The organism is Halosimplex yunnanense (genome assembly GCF_054504345.1).
Map to the genome: position 1 here is coordinate 1 of NZ_JBTJEL010000033.1, position 18,733 is coordinate 18,733.

Below are 18,733 nucleotides of genomic sequence, written 5' to 3' on the forward strand. Positions count from 1 at the left end.
CACGCACGGCATCGACGAAGCTCCCACTCTCACCGCCCCAGGCGGTGACGTTGTCATCGCCTTCGGCGCTGAAGATGTGGTCGCGCTCGCCCGTGCCGGACATGTACGTGTTCCACTCGACGACGACCTCGCCGTCGCCGTCCTCGTCGGCAACCGTCACGTTCGTCACGTAGTTCGTCTCGCTCAGGGTCCCGATCGACACGGTCGCCTGGGCGCCCTCTTCGCTGTCGTCCAGATTAACCGGAATCTCAACGACGTCACCGCGCTCCTCCTCGAAGACGCCGCCGCCGAACGAGGCGGAGTCGGCGCTCGGGAAGGAGTCAACGGAGAACTCACCGGCGGAGACTTCGGCGCCGGTCAGGACGTCCGTCACGGTGACCTCGTAGTCACCAGCGTCGAGGTCCGTTCCGTAGTTGAAGGTCTCCTCGAACTCGCCGCGGTTGTTCCAGGAGATCCGCTCGTACTGCGTCGAGTTACCTTCGACCGTAATCGCGACGGGCTGGCCGCCACGGATGGAGTCACCACTGACGGTGATCTCCGCGTCTTCGTTGTGCTCGAACATCGTGCCGTCCTCGTCGAGCGAGGCCGACATGCGGAGCGACGTGACGTTGAAGTACTTCGAGACGGTGTTGGTACCGGTCTCCTCGAAGATCAGTCGGTACGTCGAACCGGACTCGAGGTCCTCGCTGTTGAAGATGATCGAGTTACTGTACTGACCGGTCGAACCGTCGAGGACGATCTCGCCGGTTTCGACGTTACGGAGGAGAATCTCCGTGTCGTCGTCCTGTGCCAGGAAGCTAATGGCAGTGCCCTGGTAGATACGAGCGGCGTCGCTACGGTTGAGGTTGCCGGTGCTCTGAGAGAGCTCGTAGGCCGCCGTCTCGACCGTAACGTTGCCGATCTCGACACCGGACTCGACGGAGCCGGAGATCTCGGAGTAGATCGACGAGCCGTTACCGACGTCGACCTTGACCTCGTCGGCCGGGTTCAGGTCGCCCCAGGTGCTGTCACCCTGAAGGACGACAGTACTCGGGTTGTCGTAGGTGACGTCCCCGTTGCTGAGGGACTCAACGTTGTCGTTCTCGCTGATGTACGTCCCGTTGGTGGTACCGTTGTACTCGACGAAGTCGCCGGTACCAGCCTGTCGAACGTACACGTTGAAGTTCGAGGCGTTGAGGTCGTCACCGTTTTCCTGCACGACACTTTGGTTGAAATTCAGTACGACGTCACCGTCCCCGTTCTGCCGCTCCTGTGCGTCGGAGAGGCCGGGGTCCGTGTTGGCCGCAGCGGCTGTTCCTGCGAATGCGATGGTGCCCGCGAAGACGGACGTAACCATCAGCAGCGTCAGGAAGAGGCTGCGAAGTTTGTCGTTAGTTCCTGTCATAGTTTGTTTGAACTTCTGTCAGCGGCCACAGCAGCTTTCCAACCACGCGGACACGCGACCGAGAGTCGGCCGCGCCGAACCAGCAGTGGTGTACTCAGTACTGCAGCCATGGGTAGGGGTACGGTATGAACCAGCGTCGGATGTTATAAATGCTTTGTGGTCACGGCACCGGGAGGAATCCCCCGTATAACCTCCAGATCGCCCCGTAGAATGCGTGTGTGACACGTTCCCTCACCTCCAGAGATGTGTCAGACGCCTGTCTCACGCAGGGCATACAGACAGGGGGATTAAGTGTCAGAACACTCCGGTAAGACCAGGCTACCGGGCCGATATCGCTCGTCTCACGTACTCGCCGTATTGCCTCGCGGCGAGACCACCCCGATCCGCTGACAGTATCCGAGTTGTGATGCCGCACTCGTCGCTCGCGGACTCAGCGAAACCTACTTCGACGAAACAGTGAGAAAGTGCCCACTCCGTTGCGGTCGAGCGGCAACCAACCTATGACGTGACGATCTCGACTTCGTGACCGTCGGGATCCTTGGTGAACGCGTAGTTGTTGTCGCAGCTCTCGGGGTCGCGGTAATCTTCTGTCTCGCGGGTCAGCAGGGTGTCCCACGCGTCGTCGAGGTCGTCGACGCGAACGGCCAAGTGGCCCCACGCGTCCCCGAGTTCGTACGAGCGACCGTCGTAGTTGTACGTGAGTTCGACGGCCATCGCTTCCTCGGCGGCGTCCTCGGGCTTGACGAAGTAGTTGGCGAAGGTGTCGGCCTCCCAGCGGCCGGTGTGTTCGTACTCGAACTTGCGGGTCCACCAGCCGAGGTGCTCGTCGGCGTCCTCGACGCGGACCATCGTGTGGTCGATGCTCCAGCGGGCGCCGAAGTCCCGTTCGACGATCTCGATCTCGTGGCCGTCGGGGTCCTTGACGAAGGCGTAGCCAGGGTTGTCCTCCGGTCGGCGGTAGTCCTCGACGCCCTCGTCCATCAGTTCGTAGTAGGCGTCGTGCACGTCCTCGACGCGGACGGCGATGTGTCCCCAGCCGTCACCCATGGTGTACGACCTGCCGTCGTGATTGTACGTGAGTTCCAGCAGCGCGCCCTCCTCGTGGACGTCTTCCGGACCGAGGAAGACGTTGGTGAAGGTCTCGGCCTCCCAGCGGCCCTTCTCCTCGTAGCCGAGGTGTGTCTGGTACCACTCGAGCGATTCGTCAAGATCCTCGACGCGCATCATCACGTGGTCGAGCGTTCCGTCCATACGCGTTTGCTGGGTAGCCAGTTCGAAAAGGGTACCGAACGCGGCAGTCAGGGGCGGCTCGTCCACGCCGCGGCGCCGAGCGCGAGCGCTCCCAGCGGGACGGCGACGGTCCCCGCACGCGTGGACGAAAACCCGACGGCAGCATAGCACACGTCGAACGCCGCGAGGGCGAACAGCCCAGTCGTGACGCGCCGGTCTTCCCGATCGATGCGAGCGAGGAAGGCGCTCGCCGCTCCCGTTCCGTAGAGCAGCGTCGCGGTCGGCCAGGCGAGGAGTGCCGACGGGATGTCGCGGGTGTAGACGAAAACGTAGTGGTAGACGGAAGTCACCGTCAGCGTCTCGGGCGCGACGAGCGCGACGGAGAAGGTCAGACTGACGCCCCCGTCGTAGGGGATCACCAGCCAGGGCACGATTCCGGCCGCGAGGATAACGAGAGGTCGTCGAGCAGTGAGCTGGGACGTTTCGCGTGCGCGCCCGCGAGTCATCGAGTCGTTAGGATGCGAAGCACGTCCTCGTCGGCGAGTTCGTGGTCCATCCCGACCTGTTGCTCGTCGTGTTGCGCGCTCGGGCCGGAGACGCGGGCGAACCGGAACCGGTCCTCGAACTCGCCGCCGAGCTTCGCGCAGGCGTCTTCGATGGTGGCGCCTTCCCGGAGGACCAGCGGCTCGTCGTAGTCGACGCCGCGGCCGGGCTTGTCCATGTAGACCCGGATAAGGCCGAGTTCCTCCCAGATGGCCTGTTTGAGCGCGTCGAGGCCCTTCTGTTCCGCGGCGCTGATGAACACCGACTCCTCGGGGTCGATGTCGTGGTCGCGGAGTTGCTCGTGGACCGTATCGAGGTAGTCGGGCTCGATGAGGTCGGCCTTGTTGACGGTCACGAGCGAGGGAAGATACTCGCGATTGTCGAGCACGCCATCGAGGAGGCGGTCGATGTCGACCTGCTCGCCGATGTTCACGTCGGCGTTGACGTACCCGCGCTCGCGGAGGACGCTCTTGATCGTCTCCTCGTCCAGATTCAGGTCGGCGCTGGAGGTGACGTGGATCCCGTCTTTGTGTTTCTTCCGCACGGTGACCCGCGGGGGTTCGGTGTCGAGGCGGACCTTGTTGTTGTACAGCTCCTCGCGCAGGCGTGCGTACTGGTCGATCTCGAACACCGAGAGCACGAACACGACGAGGTCGGCGGTCCGGACGACCGAGAGGACGGCCTGGCCGCCACCGCGGCCCTCGGCAGCGCCCTCGATGAGCCCGGGGACGTCCAGCATCTGGATGTTCGCGCCGTTGTACTGGAGCATCCCGGGGTTGACGTCGAGCGTGGTGAACTCGTAGGAGCCAACCTCGCTTTCGGCGTTGGTGAGGGCGTTGAGGAGCGTGGACTTACCGACGCTGGGGAACCCGACGAGGGCGACGGTGGCGTCACCGGTCTTCTCGACGGCGTACCCCGAGCCGCCGCCGGCCGAGGACTGGTTCTCCAGCTTCTCCTTTTTCTCCGCGAGCTTCGCTTTCAGCCGGCCGATGTGACTCTCGGTCGACTTGTTGTAGGGCGTGTTCGCGATCTCCTCTTCGATCTCGCGGATCTCCTCTTCGAGCCCCATCACCTGTGAATCGGCAAGCGGTACCGAAAAAGGTGTTCTTCCGAAGCGGGTCGCGTCCGGCCCGGTCGTGTCTCCGGGACGGGATTTCGCGGACGAATGAACGGCTTCGATACACTAATACGAGGAGAGCCAGCAGGATCGATCATGGCTGACCCGGCGCGGCTCCGTGACAGCACGGAGATCCTCCTCCCGGCGGACGCGGTCGACGGACTAGAGGACGACCTCGAACGGCGGTTCACACTGACGATCCGGGAAGAGGAGTGTCGGGTGCGGATCATCGGCAGCCCCGTCGAGATCAAAGACGCGAGCGACTTTCTGGCTCGCAACGGGATCTCGGTCGCCTGAACCGGGGCCCGGCGGAGGTTTCGATTCTCCAGCGCGCCGCTTACCGAGCGCTGGCTCCCGACCGGATCGCGCCCGCGAGGAGCGGCTGCATCAGTCCGACCAGCGGTGCTCGCTCGTCGTCGGTCCAGACGGCGCTGTGCCGGTCGACGCCGGGCAGATCCGTCTCGTGGTCCGAGCTGACGAGTAGTTCGCTCCCGTCGGCCATGAGGATCGAGCTGATTTCGCCAGCCCGGATGGGGTGGTCTTCCCACCAGGTCCACGTCTCGACGACCGTCGCGTGGGGCGCGGCCTCGGCGACAGCCTCCCGGATCGATTCGCTCGGGGAGCCGACGGTGATCGAGACGTCCCGGCCGTCGGCCTTCGACAGGGATTCGCGAAGTTCCTCCGTGAGGAGTCCCTCGACGGCAACGACGAGGAGCAACTCCTCGGTAGCGTCGTCGGCGAGCGCGACGAGTCGGTCGCTGACGGCGTCGTCGCCTTCGACGACCCAGATCCCCGCACGCTCGTCGCGGGGTTCGGGCGCCCGGAGGCGGGGGAGGAGGCCCTCGAGGCGGTCGAGTCGCTCGCCGTAGTCGCGGCGGATGGTCTCGACGGCGTCGCGCGGCTCCGGGGCCCGAAAGCGACGGGGCTGGGAGTCCTGCACGTCGGCGAGCCCGCGCTCCTGCAGGGACTCGACGCTGTCGTAGACGCGCGGCCGGGGCACGTCGGCAACTTCGGCGAGTTCCCGGGCGGTGCCGTGGCCGATGCGGGTGAGCGCGACGAAGCATTTGGCCTCGTAGGCGGTCAACCCGAACGTCTCCAGCAGCGCCGTCGTCTCGGCGACGAGGTCGTCGTCGCCCGGACCGGCTGACTCGTCGGTCGACATGGATTCAGGTGATCGCTCAGCGAACCTTACACGGTCGGGGTCATAACAGTGGTCGTTCACGGCGGGTGGCGACTCACGGCGGTGAGTCGTTCACGGACGGTAGTCGTTCGGAGCGGCCCCACGCCGCTGTGGGAGTTGCCACGGCGATCGCCTCACGCGGGCCGCTCGTGTGCGTCCAGCAACTCGGTGTAGCGGTCCCGGATCGTCACCGCCGAGACGTCGGCGACGTCGGCGACCTCGTGTTGAGTCACGTCGACGTTCGTCAGCCGCCCGGCCGCGTAGATCGCCGCCGCGGCGAGGCCCACCGGGTTCTTCCCGGAGTGGACCGCCTCGCGCTTGCCGGCTTCGAGCAGTTCGACCGCCCGCTGCTCGGTCTCCTCGGGCAAGCCGAGGTCGGAAGTCAGCCGGGGGACGTACTTGGCGGGGTCGGTCGGCTCCATCGCCAGTTCGAGTTCGCGAGCGATGTACCGATACGCGCGCGCGAACTCCTTCCGCTCAACCCGGCTGACGCCCTCCAGTTCGTCGAGCGTCCGCGGGACGCCCGCCTGTCGGGCGCCGGCGTACAGCGACCCGGTGGCCATCGCCTCGATGGAGCGGCCGGGGAGCAACTCCTCGTCGAGCGCGCGGCGGTAGATGACGCTCGCCGTCTCGCGGGCGTCCTTCGGAACGGCCAGCGCCGAGGCCATCCGGTCGATCTCGCCGAGCGCCTGCTTAAGGTTGCGGTCCTTGGCGTCCTGCGACCGGAACCGCTCGTCCCAGGTGCGCAGCCGGGACATCTGTTCGCGCTTTTTCGCCGAGAGGGCCTGTCCGTGAGCGTCCTTGTTCTGCCAGTCGATCACGGAGGAGAGGCCCTTGTCGTGGAGCATCTCTGTCGTCGGCGAGCCGACGCGGCTCTTCTCCGCCTTGTCGCGGGCGTCGAACGACCGCCACTCGGGACCGCGGTCGACGACGTCCTCCTCGAAGACCACGCCGCAGTCCCGACAGACCGTCTCCCCGCGCTTCTCGTCGGTGATCCCCGCCGCGCCGCACTCGGGACACTCGTTCCGTTCGCGTTCGCCCCCGGTCTCGTCGTGTTCGACTTCGGACTCCTCGCCCTCACGTTCGAATGGCTGGACGTGACGGTCCGTAACTCGCTGGTTCGTGCTTGTCATTGTGGTCCCGGGCCGGTGGCCTGTCTCCACCGACCCGCGTTCTGCATACGCCCCTTAGAATTGAGCACTGAAATAGGTATTGCAGAGTTGTTACAGAAGTAGTTACAGACATTCGGCGACAGCGGGCTCGATTCGTCGGTCGGGGGCTCACTTTCCGGTCGGGAGAGGCTATCACTCGATACCCATCTAGCGCAAGTGCGACCGAAGGACAATGGGTACAGTACCCACATGAGTCGGTGTATCACAGAGCGTCCCGGAAAAGCAATTCTTAAACCCGCCCCGACGGTTTCGTCGTGTATGGCTGGAACTATCGAAGTGCTCGTTCCCGGCGGGCAGGCCAATCCGGGCCCGCCCCTCGGACCGGAACTCGGCCCGACGCCCGTGGACGTGCAGGCAGTCGTCCAGGAGATCAACGACCAGACCGAAGCCTTCGACGGCACGGAAGTCCCCGTCACCATCGAGTACGAGGACGACGGCTCGTTCGAGATCGAGGTCGGCGTCCCGCCGACGGCCGAACTCATCAAGGACGAGGCCGGCTTCGAGACGGGCAGCGGCGAACCGCAGGAGACGTTCGTCGCCGACCTCTCGGCCGAACAGGTCAAGCAGATCGCCGAGCAGAAACACCCGGACCTGCTCGCCTACGACCTGAAGAACGCCGCGAAAGAAGTCGTCGGTACCTGCACCTCGCTGGGCGTCACCATCGAGGGCAACGACCCCCGCGAGTTCAAAGAGCGGATCGACGAGGGCGAGTACGACGACGTCTTCGCCGAGGAAGCGGCGGCGTAAGCCGGCGCTAACGACGGGAAGGGTCGTCAGAGCGAGCTCTGACGGTGTGTTTGCGGACGAGGCCGCGGCCTGAGCCGCGGGCGAGGGCGTAAACGCTCGAAAATCGAGCGCCGCTCGATTTTCGGTGTCTTCGCCGAGGAAGTGGCGCCTAACGAAGCGGACTACAGGCGATAAACGGTCCGACGACTCGGCTTTCTTTCGCGGTTTCCCGATCGGTAGTCACACCTCGGCTGTCACCGAGTGACGGGCTTCCTTCGCTTCGACGGGTTTAAGTTTCGCATCGGCGTCTCCACGGGTGAGACAGGCTTTGCCTGTTTCACTGACCCGTAGGAGCCGTTGGCGTACTACGGAGGTGAACAATGGCAGATCAGGAAATAGAAGACGCAGTAACTCGCGCACTCGAGGACGCCCCTCCCCGAAACTTCGAGGAGACGGTCGACCTCGCGATTAACCTGCGCGACATTGACTTAGACGATCCGTCGAACCGCGTCGACCAGGACGTGGTCCTCCCGTCCGGTACCGGACAGGAGACCAATATCGTCGTGTTCGCGGAGGGCGAGACAGCCCTCCGCGCCGAGGACGTTGCCGAAGAGGTCCTCGACAGCGACGAGTTAGCAGACCTGGGCGACAACGACAACGAGGCCAAAGACCTGGCCGACGAGACCGACTTCTTCCTCGCAGAGGAGTCCCTCATGCAGGACATCGGTCGATACCTCGGGACCGTGCTCGGTCCGCGAGGAAAGATGCCCGACCCGATCGCGCCGGACGACGACGTGGTCGAGATGGTCGAGCGCCTCAAGAACTCAGTGACCATCCGGAGCCGCGACCGGCGCACCTTCCACACCCGCGTCGGCGCCGAGGACATGTCGGCCGAAGAGATCGGCGACAACATCGACGTGATCCTCCGGCGGCTTCACGCGGACCTGGAGAAAGGTCCCCTCAACATCGACTCCATCTACGTGAAGACGACGATGGGGCCGGCAGTGGAGGTCGCCTGATATGAGCGCAGAACGCAAGACCGAGACCATCCCGCAGTGGAAACAGGAGGAGGTCGCCGACGTCGTCGAGATGATCGAATCGTACGACAGCGTCGGCATCGTCGACATCACCGGCATCCCCTCCCGACAGCTCCAGGATATGCGCCGGGACCTGTACGGGACCGCCGAACTGCGCGTCTCGCGCAACACGCTCGTCGAGCGCGCGCTCGAGGAGGTCGACGACGGCCTCGAAGTCCTGACCGACTACGTCTCCGGACAGGTCGGTCTCATCGGCACCAACGACAACCCGTTCGGGCTCTTCCAGCAGCTGGAAGCCTCGAAGACGCCGGCACCGATCAACGCCGGCGAGATCGCCCCGAACGACATCGTCATCCCCGAGGGCGACACCGGCATCGACCCCGGTCCGTTCGTCGGCGACCTCCAGCAGGTCGGCGCGAACGCCCGCATCCAGGAAGGGTCGATTCAGGTCCTCGAGGACTCCACGGTGCTGGAGACCGGCGAGGAGGTTTCGGCGGATCTCGCGAACGTCCTGAACGAACTGGGCATCGAGCCCAAGGAAGTCGGGCTGGACCTGCGCGCCGTCTACGCCGACGGCGTGCTGTTCGAACCCGAGGAGCTCGAACTGGACGTCGAGGAGTACCAGGCGGACATCGAGGCGGCGGCCGCACGCGCCCGCAACCTCTCGATCAACGCCAGTTACCCGACGGCCCAGACCGCTCCGACGCTGCTCCAGACGGCTCGCGGCGACGCCAAGAGCCTCGGGCTCCAGGCCGCCATCGAGAGCCCGGACCTCGCGGACGACCTCGTCTCGAAGGCCGACGCGCAGGTTCGCGCGCTGGCGGCGCAGGTCGACGACCCCGAGGCCCTGCCGGAGGAGCTCCAGGACGTCGACGCACCCGCAGCTGAGGAATCGACTGACGACCAGACCGACACCGAGGAGTCCGCCGACGAGTCCGACGACGAATCCGAGGCCGAGGAGGCCGACGAGGACGATGACGACGACGAAGACGTCGGGGACGCCATGGGAGCCATGTTCTAACAACAATGGAATACGTTTACGCAGCACTCATCCTGAACGAGACCGACGCAGAGATCAACGAAGACAACCTGACCGACGTGCTCGAGGCCGCGGGCGTCGACGTGGAGGAATCCCGCGTCAAGGCGCTCGTCGCGGCGCTCGAAGACGTCGACATCAACGAGGCCGTCGAGCAGGCCGCCGCAGTTCCCGCCGCGACCGGTGGGTCCGCGGGCGGCGCCGCTGGCGGCGAGGCCGACGCGGCCGACGAGGGCGACGACGAGGAAGCCGAGGAAGCCGACGCCGACGAAGGCGGCGACGACGACGACGAGGACGACGAGGCCAGCGGCGAGGGCCTCGGCGAGCTGTTCGGCTAACTCCGGCCAACACCTTCTCCGATTTATTCCACCGGCGAGCCGCTGCACTCGCGAACGAATTGCGGTGCTGCTCACGAACCGTGCGGCCGCAGCCGCGCGGTTTGACGCGCGAGCATTTATGCGTCATCGCGGGGCCACTCCATCTCGATGGACCCTCTCGGCGTCCGCGTCGTCGTCGCACCTCGACAGACGCTGCTGTTCTGCAGCTTTCTGGCCGGCGGCGTCGTGTTGGGGACGATCAGTGGGCTGACCCCGGGGATCCACGCCAACACGTTCGCGCTCCTGCTCGCAGGGATTGCGCCGTCTGTTCCCGGTCCAGTCCGCTTCGTCGGGGCGGCGATGCTGGCTGCCGGGACCGTCCACACGTTCCTCGACGTCGTTCCCGCGCTCGCACTCGGTGTCCCCGACCCCGCGATGGCGAGTTCGGCGTTGCCGGGCCACCGGCTGGTACTCGCGGGCCGCGGCCGGGAGGCGTTGCGACTGTCGGCGCTCGGGAGCGGGGCCGCAGTCGTGCTCGCCGTGCCGCTGGCGATCCCGATGACCCGCGCGATGACCGCCGTCTATCCCACGCTACGGGCGCACCTGCCGTTGCTGTTGGGCGGCGTTGTGGTCGTGCTCGTCCTCACGGAAGCGACGAATGTCGGCCGACTCGGCGCAGCGCTGTCCGTCGGTGCCAGCGGTCTACTTGGGCTGGTAGTGCTGGACCTGCCCGCCGGTGGGCTCGTCGAGTCGGGTGGCATGCTCGCTCCGATCTTCACGGGACTGTTCGGCGCGCCGGTTCTACTCGACGCGCTGACCGGCGAGGGCGTGCCGGAGCAGGACGGCGCGAACGTGAGCACGTCCCGGCGAGCGGTCGCGGGCTTCGCATTGATCGGGACGGTCTCGGGGGCTATCGTCGGGTACGTTCCAGGGGTGTCGAGCGCTATCGCGGCGACGGTCGCCCTGCTGGCTGTCTCGGGCGACGGCCCCCGGGCGTTCGTGGTGACGACCAGCGGCGTGAACACCGCGAACACGATCTTTGCGCTGCTGGCGCTCGTCGCGCTCGGGACGCCCCGGACCGGCGTGATGGTCGCCGTCGAGGACGCCGGCGTTCCGATGGATCTCCCGCTCATGCTCGGAAGCGTGCTCGTCGCTGCTGCGGCCGGCTTCGTGCTCGTGGTGACTCTCGGCGACGGGTACTTGCGGCGGGTCGGGCAGGCCGACTACACCAAGCTCTCTGTTGGCGTGTTGTGCCTCGTGCTGGTCGTGATCGCAGTCTTGACCGGGCCGCTCGGTGTAGGCGTTTTCGGCGTCTCGACGCTCGTCGGGTTGGTGCCCGTGAAGTTCGGTTCGCGTCGCGCGTCGTTGATGGGCGTCTTGCTCGTCCCGCTGATGGTCGGAGCGTAGGATATATGGAGTCGTCACCTGATGAGATGTTGTCTCTGGAGCGACTGACTGTGAGCGACGAAAGCCCTCGCCGCCTACGAGGGATCAGCGTAACCGCAGGAATCGCTGAGCGTTGAAAGCCCTCGGCGCGCTCGCTAGAAGTTGCTGCAACCGCAGTGAACGATAGACGATGAAAGCCCTCGGTGCGCTCGCGGTCGCTGCGGCGGGATATCCGCGCTCTCGGCACCGCCCGCGCGGATAGTGCCCGCGCAGACGACTAGATGAACGCGAGCCCGCCTCGCCCTTTCAGTCCACCAGAGACAGCACAGCACCGCAGACAGCCACGAACCTCCCCAACCGATTCGCTCCCTACGGTCGCTCATCCCTCGCACGACTACAGTCGCGAGACGAGACTCGCGACAGCGCGCGCCACGGTAGAAAATCAAGTCGCAGAAACTCAGACGCCGTCGAGGAAGTTGCGGATCACGTCGTGGCCGACGGCAGTGAGCACGGACTCGGGGTGGAACTGCACGGCCTCGATGGGGTGCTCGCGGTGGCGGATCCCCATGACGAGTTCGACCGTGTCGCCGTCTTCGGTCTCGGCCTCGGTCGTCGCGGTCACCTCGAAGCAGTCGGGCACCTCGGTGGCGACCAGCGAGTGGTAGCGGCCGCCCTGGAAGCCCTGGTCGAGGCCGGCGAAGACGCCCTCGCCGTCGTGGTCAACGGGGAAGGCCTTGCCGTGGATGGGTTCGGGGGCGCGGCCGACTTCGCCCCCGTAGGCGTAGACGGCGGCTTCGAGGCCGAGACAGACGCCCAGCGTCGGCACCTCGGGGCTGACCTCGGTGAGGACGTCGGTCGTCACGCCCACGTCGCGGTCGTTCTTCGGGTGGCCGGGGCCAGGGCTGATGATGATGGCGTCCGGGTCGGCCGCGCGAACGTCGTCCAGCGAGGCCGTGTTGCGGACGACCTCGGTGTCGGCGTGCTCGCTGACGTACTCGACGAGGTTGTAGGTGAACGAGTCGAAGTTGTCGACGAAGAGCACGTCGGCTTTCTCCGGCTGTTCGTGCTGTCCGGCGCTCATCGGGACACCTCCTCTGCCTCGACGGCGGCATCGCTTTCACTCGCTGCCTCATCCACCGGGTCGTCGATCTCGATGGCTTCGAGCGCGTCGAGGACGCCGCCCATCTTCTTCTCGGTCTCCTCGTACTCGCTTTCGGGGTCGCTGTCTGCGACGATGCCCGCACCGGCCTGGACGGTGACGCGGTCATCGATTCCCGGTGCGAGGGCAGCACTGTCGACGTCCGCGCCGTAGTCGCTGTCCAGATCCTCGACGGTCGCGGTCCGAATGACGATGCAGAGCTCGGCGTCGCCAGTCCACGTGAAGTAGCCGACGCCGCCGCCGTAGGGGCCTCGCGGCGACCGTTCGAGGTCGTCGATGATCTCCATCGCGCGGATCTTCGGCGCGCCCGAGAGCGTGCCCGCGGGGAAGGAAGCGCGGGTCGCGTCGAAGGCGTCCGAATCCGCGGCGAGCGTCCCCGTCACCGTCGACTCGATGTGCTGGACGTGGCTGTACTTGAGGACGCTCATGAACTCCTCGACGCGGACGGAGCCCGGTTCGGCCACGCGGCGCACGTCGTTGCGCGCGAGGTCGACGAGCATCGTGTGCTCGGCGCGCTCCTTCCCGTCGGCGAGCATCTCGCCGGCCAGCCGTCGGTCCTCGACGGGGCTGGTGCCGCGCGAGCAGGTGCCCGCGATGGGGTTCGAGAGCACCTGATCGCCGCGGACGGCGACGAGCGTCTCGGGGCTCGCGCCGACGATGGAGAGTCCGTCGTAGTCGAGGACGTACATGTACGGCGAGGGGTTGACCGACCGGAGCGACTCGTAGAGGCCGAGCGGGTCCACGTCGCCGTAGAGCTCCCGCGTGCGCGAGATGACGCCCTGGTAGATGTCGCCGGCGAGGACGTGCTCCTTGGCGGTTTCGACGGCCTGTTCGTACTCGTCCTGGGGGCCCGCGTCCTCGCGCTCGCGGACGAACCCGCCGGTCTCCAGATCCTCGGCGCCGGCGAGCAGGTCCGCGACGCGCTCGACCTCTGCTTCCAGTTCCTCGTAACGGGCGGCCGCGTCGTCGCCGGGTTCGAGGATGGGCGTGAGGACGAGCGAGACGGTCCCTTCCACGTCGTCGAAGACGAGCGTGCTCGTGGTGAGGACGAACTGCGCGTCGGGGAACCGCGAGTCGGGCCGTTCCAGCCCGACCTCGTCCAGCCAGAGGTCGTAGACGGCGTCGTAGGCGAGGAAGCCGACGAGGCCGCCCTCGAAGTGCTCGCGGTCCATGTCGGGGAACCCCCGCCGCTCGACGTCGGGCATCGACCCGCGGACGCGGTCGAGGACGTCGCCGCCGTTCACGTCGAAACACGTCTCGTAGCGGTCGTCGAACACGTCGACAGTGGCGTCGTCGGCGTCGACGGTCACGACGCCCTTCGGGTCGTAGCCGACGAACGAGTAGCGGGCGTGGCGGTCGTCGGTCGTCGGCGAGAACGCGCCGTCCGGATCGCTGGAGGCCACCTTCTCGGCGCTCTCCAGCAGGAAGGTGTAGTCGGCGCCCTCGACGTCGGTCGTCCGGCCCGACAGTGCGGCGTAGGCCGCCAGCGGTTCGAGGTCGGTGTCGAGTTCCGCGGATGCGCGGACGACGACCGGTTCGTCGGCCGCGGCGAGTTCGACGAACTCCTCCTTCGAGTGGTCCAGCGACGGGCCGCTCATGCCGTCGTCACCACCCGAGTCGCAGTCGCGACGAATTCGCGGACGGCCTCGTGGTCCTTCTCGCCGCCGACGCGGTTGCCCGCGTCGTCGACGCGCTCGACGCCCGTCGCCACGTCGACGCCGAACGGTCGAACCGTCTCGACGGCCTCGGCGACGTTGTCGGGCGTGAGTCCGCCGGCGAGGAGCACCGGCACGTCGAGGTCGGTGACGATCTCGCTGGTCCGCTCCCAGTCGTGGGTCTCGCCGGTGCCCCCGCCGCCCTCGGCGTCGACCGAGTCGACGAGCAGCGCGTCTGCCGCGTCGGCGTAGGCTTCGATACCGTCGGCCTCGGCGTCGACGGCCGCGACGATATCCTGGCTCAGCCGGCGCCCGAGCGCACCGATTTCACTCGGCGAGAGTCCACCGTGGACCTGCACGGCGTCCGGCTTGAGCGCCTCGGCGAGCGTGACCGCGTCGTCGACCGCGTCCGGCATCGTGACCAGCACGCCGGTCACCAGCGGCGGGACGCCGTCGAGGAGGGTCGCGGCGGTCTCCTCGTCGACCTCGCGGGGCGTGTCGACGGGGACGTCGCAGATGACGCCCACGGCGTCGGCTCCGGCGGCGACGACCGCGTCCCGGTCGGTCGGGCCGGTGACGCCGCAGATCTTGACGCGCGGGCTCGACCGGGACCGGGAGTCCGGTTCGGTGGCGTCGCTCATCGGCCCCCGTCGGTGGCGACGCGGGCGCTGACTTCGCGCAACTCGTCCAGTGTCGCGGCGGCGTCGCCGGAGTCGATGGCGTCGGCGGCGGCCGCGACGCCCGCTTCGAGCGAGTCGGCCTTCCCGGCGACGTAGACCGCCGCGCCCGCGTTGGCGAGGATGATGTCGCGCTTAGCGCCGGTGACAGTCCCTTCGACGATTCCCGTCAGATCGTCGGCGTTCTCCGCGGGCGTGCCGCCCGCGACCGCCTCGATGTCGTGGACCTCCAGCCCGAGGTCCTCCGGGGTGATCGTGTATTCGGTGACCTCGCTCCCCTCGACTTCGGCGACGGTCGTCTCGTCGTGGATCGTGATCTCGTCCATACCGGAGCCGTGGACGATCAGCGCGTGGTCGACGGGCATCTCCGCGACCGCGCGGCCGATCAGGCCGACGAGGTCGTGGTCGAACACGCCCATGACCTGCGCGTCGGCGCCGGCGGGGTTGGTCAGCGGGCCGAGGACGTTGAAGATGGTCCGCATCCCGAGTTCCCGCCGCGGGCCGATGACGGCCTTCATTGCCGGGTGGAACGCCGGCGCGTGCATGTAGCCGATGCCGGCCTCCTCGACGGTCGCCTCGACGGCCTCCGGCTCGGTGTCCATGTCGAGGCCGATCTCCTCGAGCACGTCCGAACTCCCCGACGACGAGGAGACCGAGTAGTTGCCGTGCTTGGCGATGGACACGCCGGCGCCGGCGGCGACGATGGCGCTCGTCGTCGAGACGTTGATCGTGCTGTAGTCGTCTCCGCCCGTCCCGCAGGTGTCGACCAGCGGCGACCGGTCGGGGTCGATCGTCCGCGCGGCCTCGCGCATCCCCTGTGCGAACCCGGCGATCTCGGCTTCCGTCTCTCCCTTCGCGCGCAGCCCAGCGAGCAGCGCGCCGATCTGTGCCTCCGTGGCCCCGTCGAAGACGGCCGTCGCCGCCTCCCGAGCCTCCTCCAGCGTCAGGTCTTCCCCGTCCGTGACGGCTTCGATGTATGCTTCCATAGATGTCACCGATGGACTGTTCCGTAGTACGATGAACAAATAAGTACATTCACTTAAGGATGTCGGGAGCGCCGGCCGTCGAGCGGGCCGAGCACCCGCCTCGGACGGGAGTTTTAATGGGCGCTGCCGAGCAGTACGACCCATGACTCACCGAGAGGCAGTCCGCGAGCGCCTCGACGCACTGCTTTCCGACCGGGACCTCGAAGCCGTCTGGTTCGCGCGCCCGGCCTCGTTCACCTGGGCGACCGGCGGCAACAACGTCGTCGACCGCGCGTCCCCGCTCGGCGTCGCCGCCACGGGCTACGACGGCGAGGAGTTCACCGTCGTCACCGACAACATCGAGGCCTCCCGGCTGGCCGAGGAGGAGCTACCCGAGGACGTCACCGTCGCGCAGGCCGACTGGTTCGAGGCCGACCTCGACGAAGCGGTCGCCGACGTGAGCCCGACGCCGGCCGCGGCCGACTTCGACGTGGAGGGCTTCGAGGACGTCGACCCGACGCCGCTCCGCCAGCCGATGACCGACCGGGACGTCGAGAACTACCGGTCGCTCGGCGAGGAGGCCGCCGAAGTGCTGGAGAGCGTCGTCCGCGAGGCCAGCTCCGACGACGAGGAGCGCGAGGTCGGTGGCCGACTGCGCGACCGGCTGTTCGCCCGCGGCATCGAGTCGCCGGTCGTCCTCGTCGGGAGCGGGAAGCGCTGCCAGCAGTACCGCCACTTCACGACCGGCGACGCCGAACTCGGCGAGTACGCCATCGCTTCCATCACCGCCGTCCGCGACGGCCTCCACGCGAGCGTCACCCGCACGGTCGCCTTCGACGCGCCGGAGTGGCTCGACGAGCGCACGGAGATCGCCACGCGCGTCGAGGCGAGTGCGCTCGCCGCGACGCAGCGGGTCGGCCGGGAGGGCGGCACCGCCAGCGAGATCTTCGCCGCCATCCAGGACGCCTACGCCGAACAGGGCTACGAGGGCGAGTGGCGCAACCACCACCAGGGCGGCGCCGCGGGCTACGCCGGCCGGGAATGGTTCGCCACACCTGACGCCGAGAACCCCGTCCACCTGCCGATGGCCTACGCGTGGAACCCGACGGTCCAGGGCGCAAAGAGCGAGGACACTCACCTCGTCACCGAGGACGGCGTCGAACTGCTGACCGGCACCGGTGACTGGCCGACCGAAACCGCCAAGCCCGTCGGGGACGGCCCCGCGCTCGAGCGCCACACCGTCCTGCACAAGTAAGCGTCCGGACTATTCGTCTCAGCTACTGAACGCCGGCCGACTTTTTCCCGATCTGTCGTCGCGTAGCTCCCGCTGTGCGGTTTGTGTCGTCGAAAACGAGCCCGGGTCCGAACCGCTCAGTCGTCGTCGGCGACCGCCGCCGAATCCGCCGTCGCCGAGGCCGTGACTCGATAGGCGGGTTTGCGCACGATCTCGGTCCGGTGACAGCGAGCGCAGACGTACTCCGTGAGCTTCGTCGTCTCGTCGTTGCGGCTCATGCGCTCGCCGCAGTTCGAACACTGGGGCATTATATTCCTAAAATAGTGCAGCATACTATAAATAGTTACGTTCTCGCCGGCGAGTGCAGTGGCTCACAGCGAATGATGCGCAGAGAGACGGCGACTGCAGGGCCTCAGTGGCCGCCGCTGGGGACGGGCGTCTGGTCGTCGGTCGTGTCGAGCCGTCGGAGGCGGCCCTCGACAGCCTCGCAGTGGTCCGCGACGGCCTCGTGTGTCTCCGGGACCAGTTCGCGGGCGATCGGGGCGATCTCGACCAGCGCGTCGTAGGCGTCCCGGTAGCTCGCTTCGGCCTGTGCGTGACAGCCGGCGTCGCGGTCCTCGTCGCCGCGGCGGACGCACTGGGCCGCGTATCGCCGCCGCGTCTCGACGAGTTCGCGGGCGATAGCGTCGACGGCCTCCCGGATCGCCTCCGTGTCGCCGTCGAATCGGCGGGACGACCTCCCCCAGTCGAGTTCCAGCGCGGTCCGGTAGCGGTCCAGCGCGAACGCCAGCTCGTCGCCGCGCTCGGCGAGGTCGTCGGTGTCGAGCGCCCGCTCGTGAGCGTCTTCCGCGCGCTCGATCGGCGTCCGTTCCAGCGCAGCGACGTTGCGTTCGACCCTGTCGAGTTTCGTCCGGAGGCGCTCGGCGACCTCCGCGTCCTCGGCGTTCGCCGCGAGGGCCTCCTCGTAATCGTCGTGGGCGGCACCGTAGGCGTCGTGGGCGTCCGCGTACTCGCCGTCACGCCAGTGGGACTCCGCGAGGTCGATCGCGTGGGCGGCGCGGCCTTCGAGCGTCCGGAGCCGCGCGCCCTCGATCCGCTCCTCGACGCGTTCGATCCGCGTCGTGGCCGCCTCGACGCCGTCCTCGCAGAGCTCGCGCTCGCTCCGGCGGGCGGCGTCGGTCTCGCGCATCGCATCGCGGACCGCGGCCATCGCCCCGTCGTACTCGCACGACTGCGTGAGCCGATCGGCCTCCAGCACGGCGTCGCGAGCCTCGTCGAGATGGTCCTCGATCGCGATCCAGCGCAGCGACGCCGCGTCGAGGTACTCGACCATCGGCATCAGGTCCTCCCGACACGGGAAGTACCACTGGGCGTCCGTCGCCGTCGTGACGACGAACTCGCTGGCGAGCACGCCGTCGCTGTGGTCGACGACCTCCACGTCTGTCAGCGGCACGCTGACCGACCAGTCGTCGCCGTCGGTATCACCGACGACAATCAGCAGTCGCGCGTCCGTCGCCAGCGCGAACGCGCGGTAGCCGTCTCCGGGGGCGATCCGCTCGGTCTCCGCGGAGTCGACCGCGCCCCGGCCGACGCCTTTCTTCGCGTTCGATCGCAGCATAACCGGCTGTTCCCCGTCCTCGAGGTACGCCGCGAGCGGCTCGGACCGCACGTACCCCTCCGACAGGATCCCCCCTCGCCCCGTCCCCTCGAGCGTCGACTGATCGACGCCCTCCAAATTATTCTGGTTGATAATCGGGGCCATGCGTGGTCCGTATGCTATCGGGGGTAATGAGTGGCTAGGGTCGTCCATCGCGCAGGGGTCGACCGCGGCAGTCAGCGACGGCGGCGCCGAAATCGACGAGGATCGTGGACAGGACGGCCGGCAGACGGGTGTCTGACGGTGTTTTACAAGTAG

General features: G+C 67.3%; 19 protein-coding genes. 7 read left to right on the forward strand and 12 right to left on the reverse strand.

The annotated features are described in order from the left end of the window. The 4 genes from AB2U09_RS08735 to AB2U09_RS08750 form a co-directional block, all read right to left on the reverse strand. On the reverse strand, positions 1–1,384 hold a 1,384-nt coding region (locus AB2U09_RS08735; protein ID WP_459192329.1), incomplete at its 3' end, for a DUF7827 domain-containing protein. A gap of 498 nt (positions 1,385–1,882) precedes the next feature. Further along, a complete protein-coding gene (locus tag AB2U09_RS08740; RefSeq protein WP_459192330.1) occupies positions 1,883–2,635 on the reverse strand; it encodes a VOC family protein in 753 nt (250 codons plus the stop codon). A 47-nt stretch (positions 2,636–2,682) separates the two neighbouring features. Beyond that, positions 2,683–3,120: a TIGR04206 family protein gene (locus AB2U09_RS08745; protein WP_459192331.1), complete on the reverse strand. Its 438-nt coding sequence runs from the start codon at positions 3,118–3,120 to the stop codon at positions 2,683–2,685. Then, a complete protein-coding gene (locus AB2U09_RS08750) occupies positions 3,117–4,226 on the reverse strand; it encodes an OBG GTPase family GTP-binding protein (RefSeq protein ID WP_459192332.1) in 1,110 nt (369 codons plus the stop codon). Before AB2U09_RS08750 ends, AB2U09_RS08745 begins: the two co-directional genes overlap by 4 nt. A 144-nt stretch (positions 4,227–4,370) precedes the next feature. Here AB2U09_RS08750 and AB2U09_RS08755 point away from each other — a divergent pair, with 144 nt between their 5' ends. Continuing rightward, on the forward strand, positions 4,371–4,571 hold the full coding sequence (locus tag AB2U09_RS08755; RefSeq protein WP_459192333.1) for a VNG_1110C family protein: 201 nt from the start codon (positions 4,371–4,373) through the stop codon (positions 4,569–4,571). Between the two features lie 40 nt (positions 4,572–4,611). Here AB2U09_RS08755 and AB2U09_RS08760 read toward each other — a convergent pair whose 3' ends face one another. Both AB2U09_RS08760 and AB2U09_RS08765 read right to left on the reverse strand, forming a co-directional pair. Then, the gene (locus AB2U09_RS08760) at positions 4,612–5,436 is read right to left on the reverse strand and encodes a TrmB family transcriptional regulator (RefSeq protein WP_459192334.1); all 825 of its coding nucleotides are present in this window, start codon (positions 5,434–5,436) and stop codon (positions 4,612–4,614) included. A gap of 152 nt (positions 5,437–5,588) precedes the next feature. After that, the gene (locus AB2U09_RS08765) at positions 5,589–6,587 is read right to left on the reverse strand and encodes a transcription initiation factor IIB (protein WP_459192335.1); all 999 of its coding nucleotides are present in this window, start codon (positions 6,585–6,587) and stop codon (positions 5,589–5,591) included. A 297-nt stretch (positions 6,588–6,884) separates the two neighbouring features. Between AB2U09_RS08765 and AB2U09_RS08770 the strand changes: the two genes are divergently transcribed. The 5 genes from AB2U09_RS08770 to AB2U09_RS08790 all read left to right on the forward strand — a co-directional run bounded on the left by AB2U09_RS08770 (position 6,885) and on the right by AB2U09_RS08790 (position 11,149). Next, the gene (locus AB2U09_RS08770) at positions 6,885–7,373 is read left to right on the forward strand and encodes a 50S ribosomal protein L11 (RefSeq protein WP_459192336.1); all 489 of its coding nucleotides are present in this window, start codon (positions 6,885–6,887) and stop codon (positions 7,371–7,373) included. 359 nt (positions 7,374–7,732) lie between these two features. Next, entirely contained in the window at positions 7,733–8,371 is a 639-nt protein-coding gene (locus AB2U09_RS08775) for a 50S ribosomal protein L1 (RefSeq protein WP_459192337.1), read from the forward strand. Position 8,372: 1 nt separating this feature from the next. After that, positions 8,373–9,410: a 50S ribosomal protein L10 gene (locus AB2U09_RS08780; protein ID WP_459192338.1), complete on the forward strand. Its 1,038-nt coding sequence runs from the start codon at positions 8,373–8,375 to the stop codon at positions 9,408–9,410. A gap of 5 nt (positions 9,411–9,415) precedes the next feature. Continuing rightward, positions 9,416–9,763, forward strand: coding sequence for a 50S ribosomal protein P1 (gene rpl12p / locus AB2U09_RS08785; protein WP_459192339.1), 348 nt, complete (start codon positions 9,416–9,418; stop codon positions 9,761–9,763). Positions 9,764–9,910: 147 nt separating this feature from the next. Then, positions 9,911–11,149, forward strand: coding sequence for a tripartite tricarboxylate transporter permease (locus tag AB2U09_RS08790; RefSeq protein ID WP_459192340.1), 1,239 nt, complete (start codon positions 9,911–9,913; stop codon positions 11,147–11,149). A 436-nt stretch (positions 11,150–11,585) separates the two neighbouring features. Here AB2U09_RS08790 and trpG read toward each other — a convergent pair whose 3' ends face one another. The 4 genes from trpG to trpD are packed head-to-tail and all read right to left on the reverse strand — an operon-like array spanning position 11,586 to position 15,605. Further along, positions 11,586–12,209 carry an anthranilate synthase component II gene (gene trpG, locus AB2U09_RS08795; protein ID WP_459192341.1) on the reverse strand — a complete coding sequence of 208 codons (624 nt, stop codon included), beginning with the start codon at positions 12,207–12,209 and terminating at the stop codon, positions 11,586–11,588. Further along, positions 12,206–13,885, reverse strand: a complete 1,680-nt coding sequence (trpE, locus tag AB2U09_RS08800; protein WP_459192342.1) for an anthranilate synthase component I — start codon at positions 13,883–13,885, stop codon at positions 12,206–12,208. The genes trpG and trpE overlap by 4 nt, the downstream gene beginning before the upstream one ends. After that, positions 13,882–14,583, reverse strand: coding sequence for a phosphoribosylanthranilate isomerase (locus AB2U09_RS08805; RefSeq protein WP_459192343.1), 702 nt, complete (start codon positions 14,581–14,583; stop codon positions 13,882–13,884). The genes trpE and AB2U09_RS08805 overlap by 4 nt, the downstream gene beginning before the upstream one ends. Beyond that, entirely contained in the window at positions 14,580–15,605 is a 1,026-nt protein-coding gene (gene trpD, locus AB2U09_RS08810) for an anthranilate phosphoribosyltransferase (RefSeq protein WP_459192344.1), read from the reverse strand. Before trpD ends, AB2U09_RS08805 begins: the two co-directional genes overlap by 4 nt. A gap of 142 nt (positions 15,606–15,747) precedes the next feature. Between trpD and AB2U09_RS08815 the strand changes: the two genes are divergently transcribed. Next, positions 15,748–16,839, forward strand: a complete 1,092-nt coding sequence (locus AB2U09_RS08815) for a M24 family metallopeptidase (protein ID WP_459192345.1) — start codon at positions 15,748–15,750, stop codon at positions 16,837–16,839. A gap of 116 nt (positions 16,840–16,955) precedes the next feature. Here the strand turns inward: AB2U09_RS08815 and AB2U09_RS08820 are convergent, their stop codons facing one another. After that, on the reverse strand, positions 16,956–17,126 hold the full coding sequence (locus AB2U09_RS08820; RefSeq protein WP_274324594.1) for a hypothetical protein: 171 nt from the start codon (positions 17,124–17,126) through the stop codon (positions 16,956–16,958). A 104-nt stretch (positions 17,127–17,230) separates the two neighbouring features. Continuing rightward, complete coding sequence (locus AB2U09_RS08825; protein ID WP_459192346.1) at positions 17,231–18,580, reverse strand: hypothetical protein; 1,350 nt, start codon at positions 18,578–18,580, stop codon at positions 17,231–17,233. Positions 18,581–18,733: the final 153 nt, after the last annotated feature.

Coding starts and splice junctions, on each gene's coding strand:
- AB2U09_RS08740 (WP_459192330.1), bottom strand. CDS start 2,635: ATGGACGGAACGCTCGACCACGTGATGATGCGCGTCGAGGATCTTGAC.
- AB2U09_RS08745 (WP_459192331.1), bottom strand. CDS start 3,120: ATGACTCGCGGGCGCGCACGCGAAACGTCCCAGCTCACTGCTCGACGA.
- AB2U09_RS08750 (WP_459192332.1), bottom strand. CDS start 4,226: ATGGGGCTCGAAGAGGAGATCCGCGAGATCGAAGAGGAGATCGCGAAC.
- AB2U09_RS08755 (WP_459192333.1), top strand. CDS start 4,371: ATGGCTGACCCGGCGCGGCTCCGTGACAGCACGGAGATCCTCCTCCCG.
- AB2U09_RS08760 (WP_459192334.1), bottom strand. CDS start 5,436: ATGTCGACCGACGAGTCAGCCGGTCCGGGCGACGACGACCTCGTCGCC.
- AB2U09_RS08765 (WP_459192335.1), bottom strand. CDS start 6,587: ATGACAAGCACGAACCAGCGAGTTACGGACCGTCACGTCCAGCCATTC.
- AB2U09_RS08770 (WP_459192336.1), top strand. CDS start 6,885: ATGGCTGGAACTATCGAAGTGCTCGTTCCCGGCGGGCAGGCCAATCCG.
- AB2U09_RS08775 (WP_459192337.1), top strand. CDS start 7,733: ATGGCAGATCAGGAAATAGAAGACGCAGTAACTCGCGCACTCGAGGAC.
- AB2U09_RS08780 (WP_459192338.1), top strand. CDS start 8,373: ATGAGCGCAGAACGCAAGACCGAGACCATCCCGCAGTGGAAACAGGAG.
- rpl12p (WP_459192339.1), top strand. CDS start 9,416: ATGGAATACGTTTACGCAGCACTCATCCTGAACGAGACCGACGCAGAG.
- AB2U09_RS08790 (WP_459192340.1), top strand. CDS start 9,911: ATGGACCCTCTCGGCGTCCGCGTCGTCGTCGCACCTCGACAGACGCTG.
- trpG (WP_459192341.1), bottom strand. CDS start 12,209: ATGAGCGCCGGACAGCACGAACAGCCGGAGAAAGCCGACGTGCTCTTC.
- trpE (WP_459192342.1), bottom strand. CDS start 13,885: ATGAGCGGCCCGTCGCTGGACCACTCGAAGGAGGAGTTCGTCGAACTC.
- AB2U09_RS08805 (WP_459192343.1), bottom strand. CDS start 14,583: ATGAGCGACGCCACCGAACCGGACTCCCGGTCCCGGTCGAGCCCGCGC.
- trpD (WP_459192344.1), bottom strand. CDS start 15,605: ATGGAAGCATACATCGAAGCCGTCACGGACGGGGAAGACCTGACGCTG.
- AB2U09_RS08815 (WP_459192345.1), top strand. CDS start 15,748: ATGACTCACCGAGAGGCAGTCCGCGAGCGCCTCGACGCACTGCTTTCC.
- AB2U09_RS08820 (WP_274324594.1), bottom strand. CDS start 17,126: ATGCCCCAGTGTTCGAACTGCGGCGAGCGCATGAGCCGCAACGACGAG.
- AB2U09_RS08825 (WP_459192346.1), bottom strand. CDS start 18,580: ATGGCCCCGATTATCAACCAGAATAATTTGGAGGGCGTCGATCAGTCG.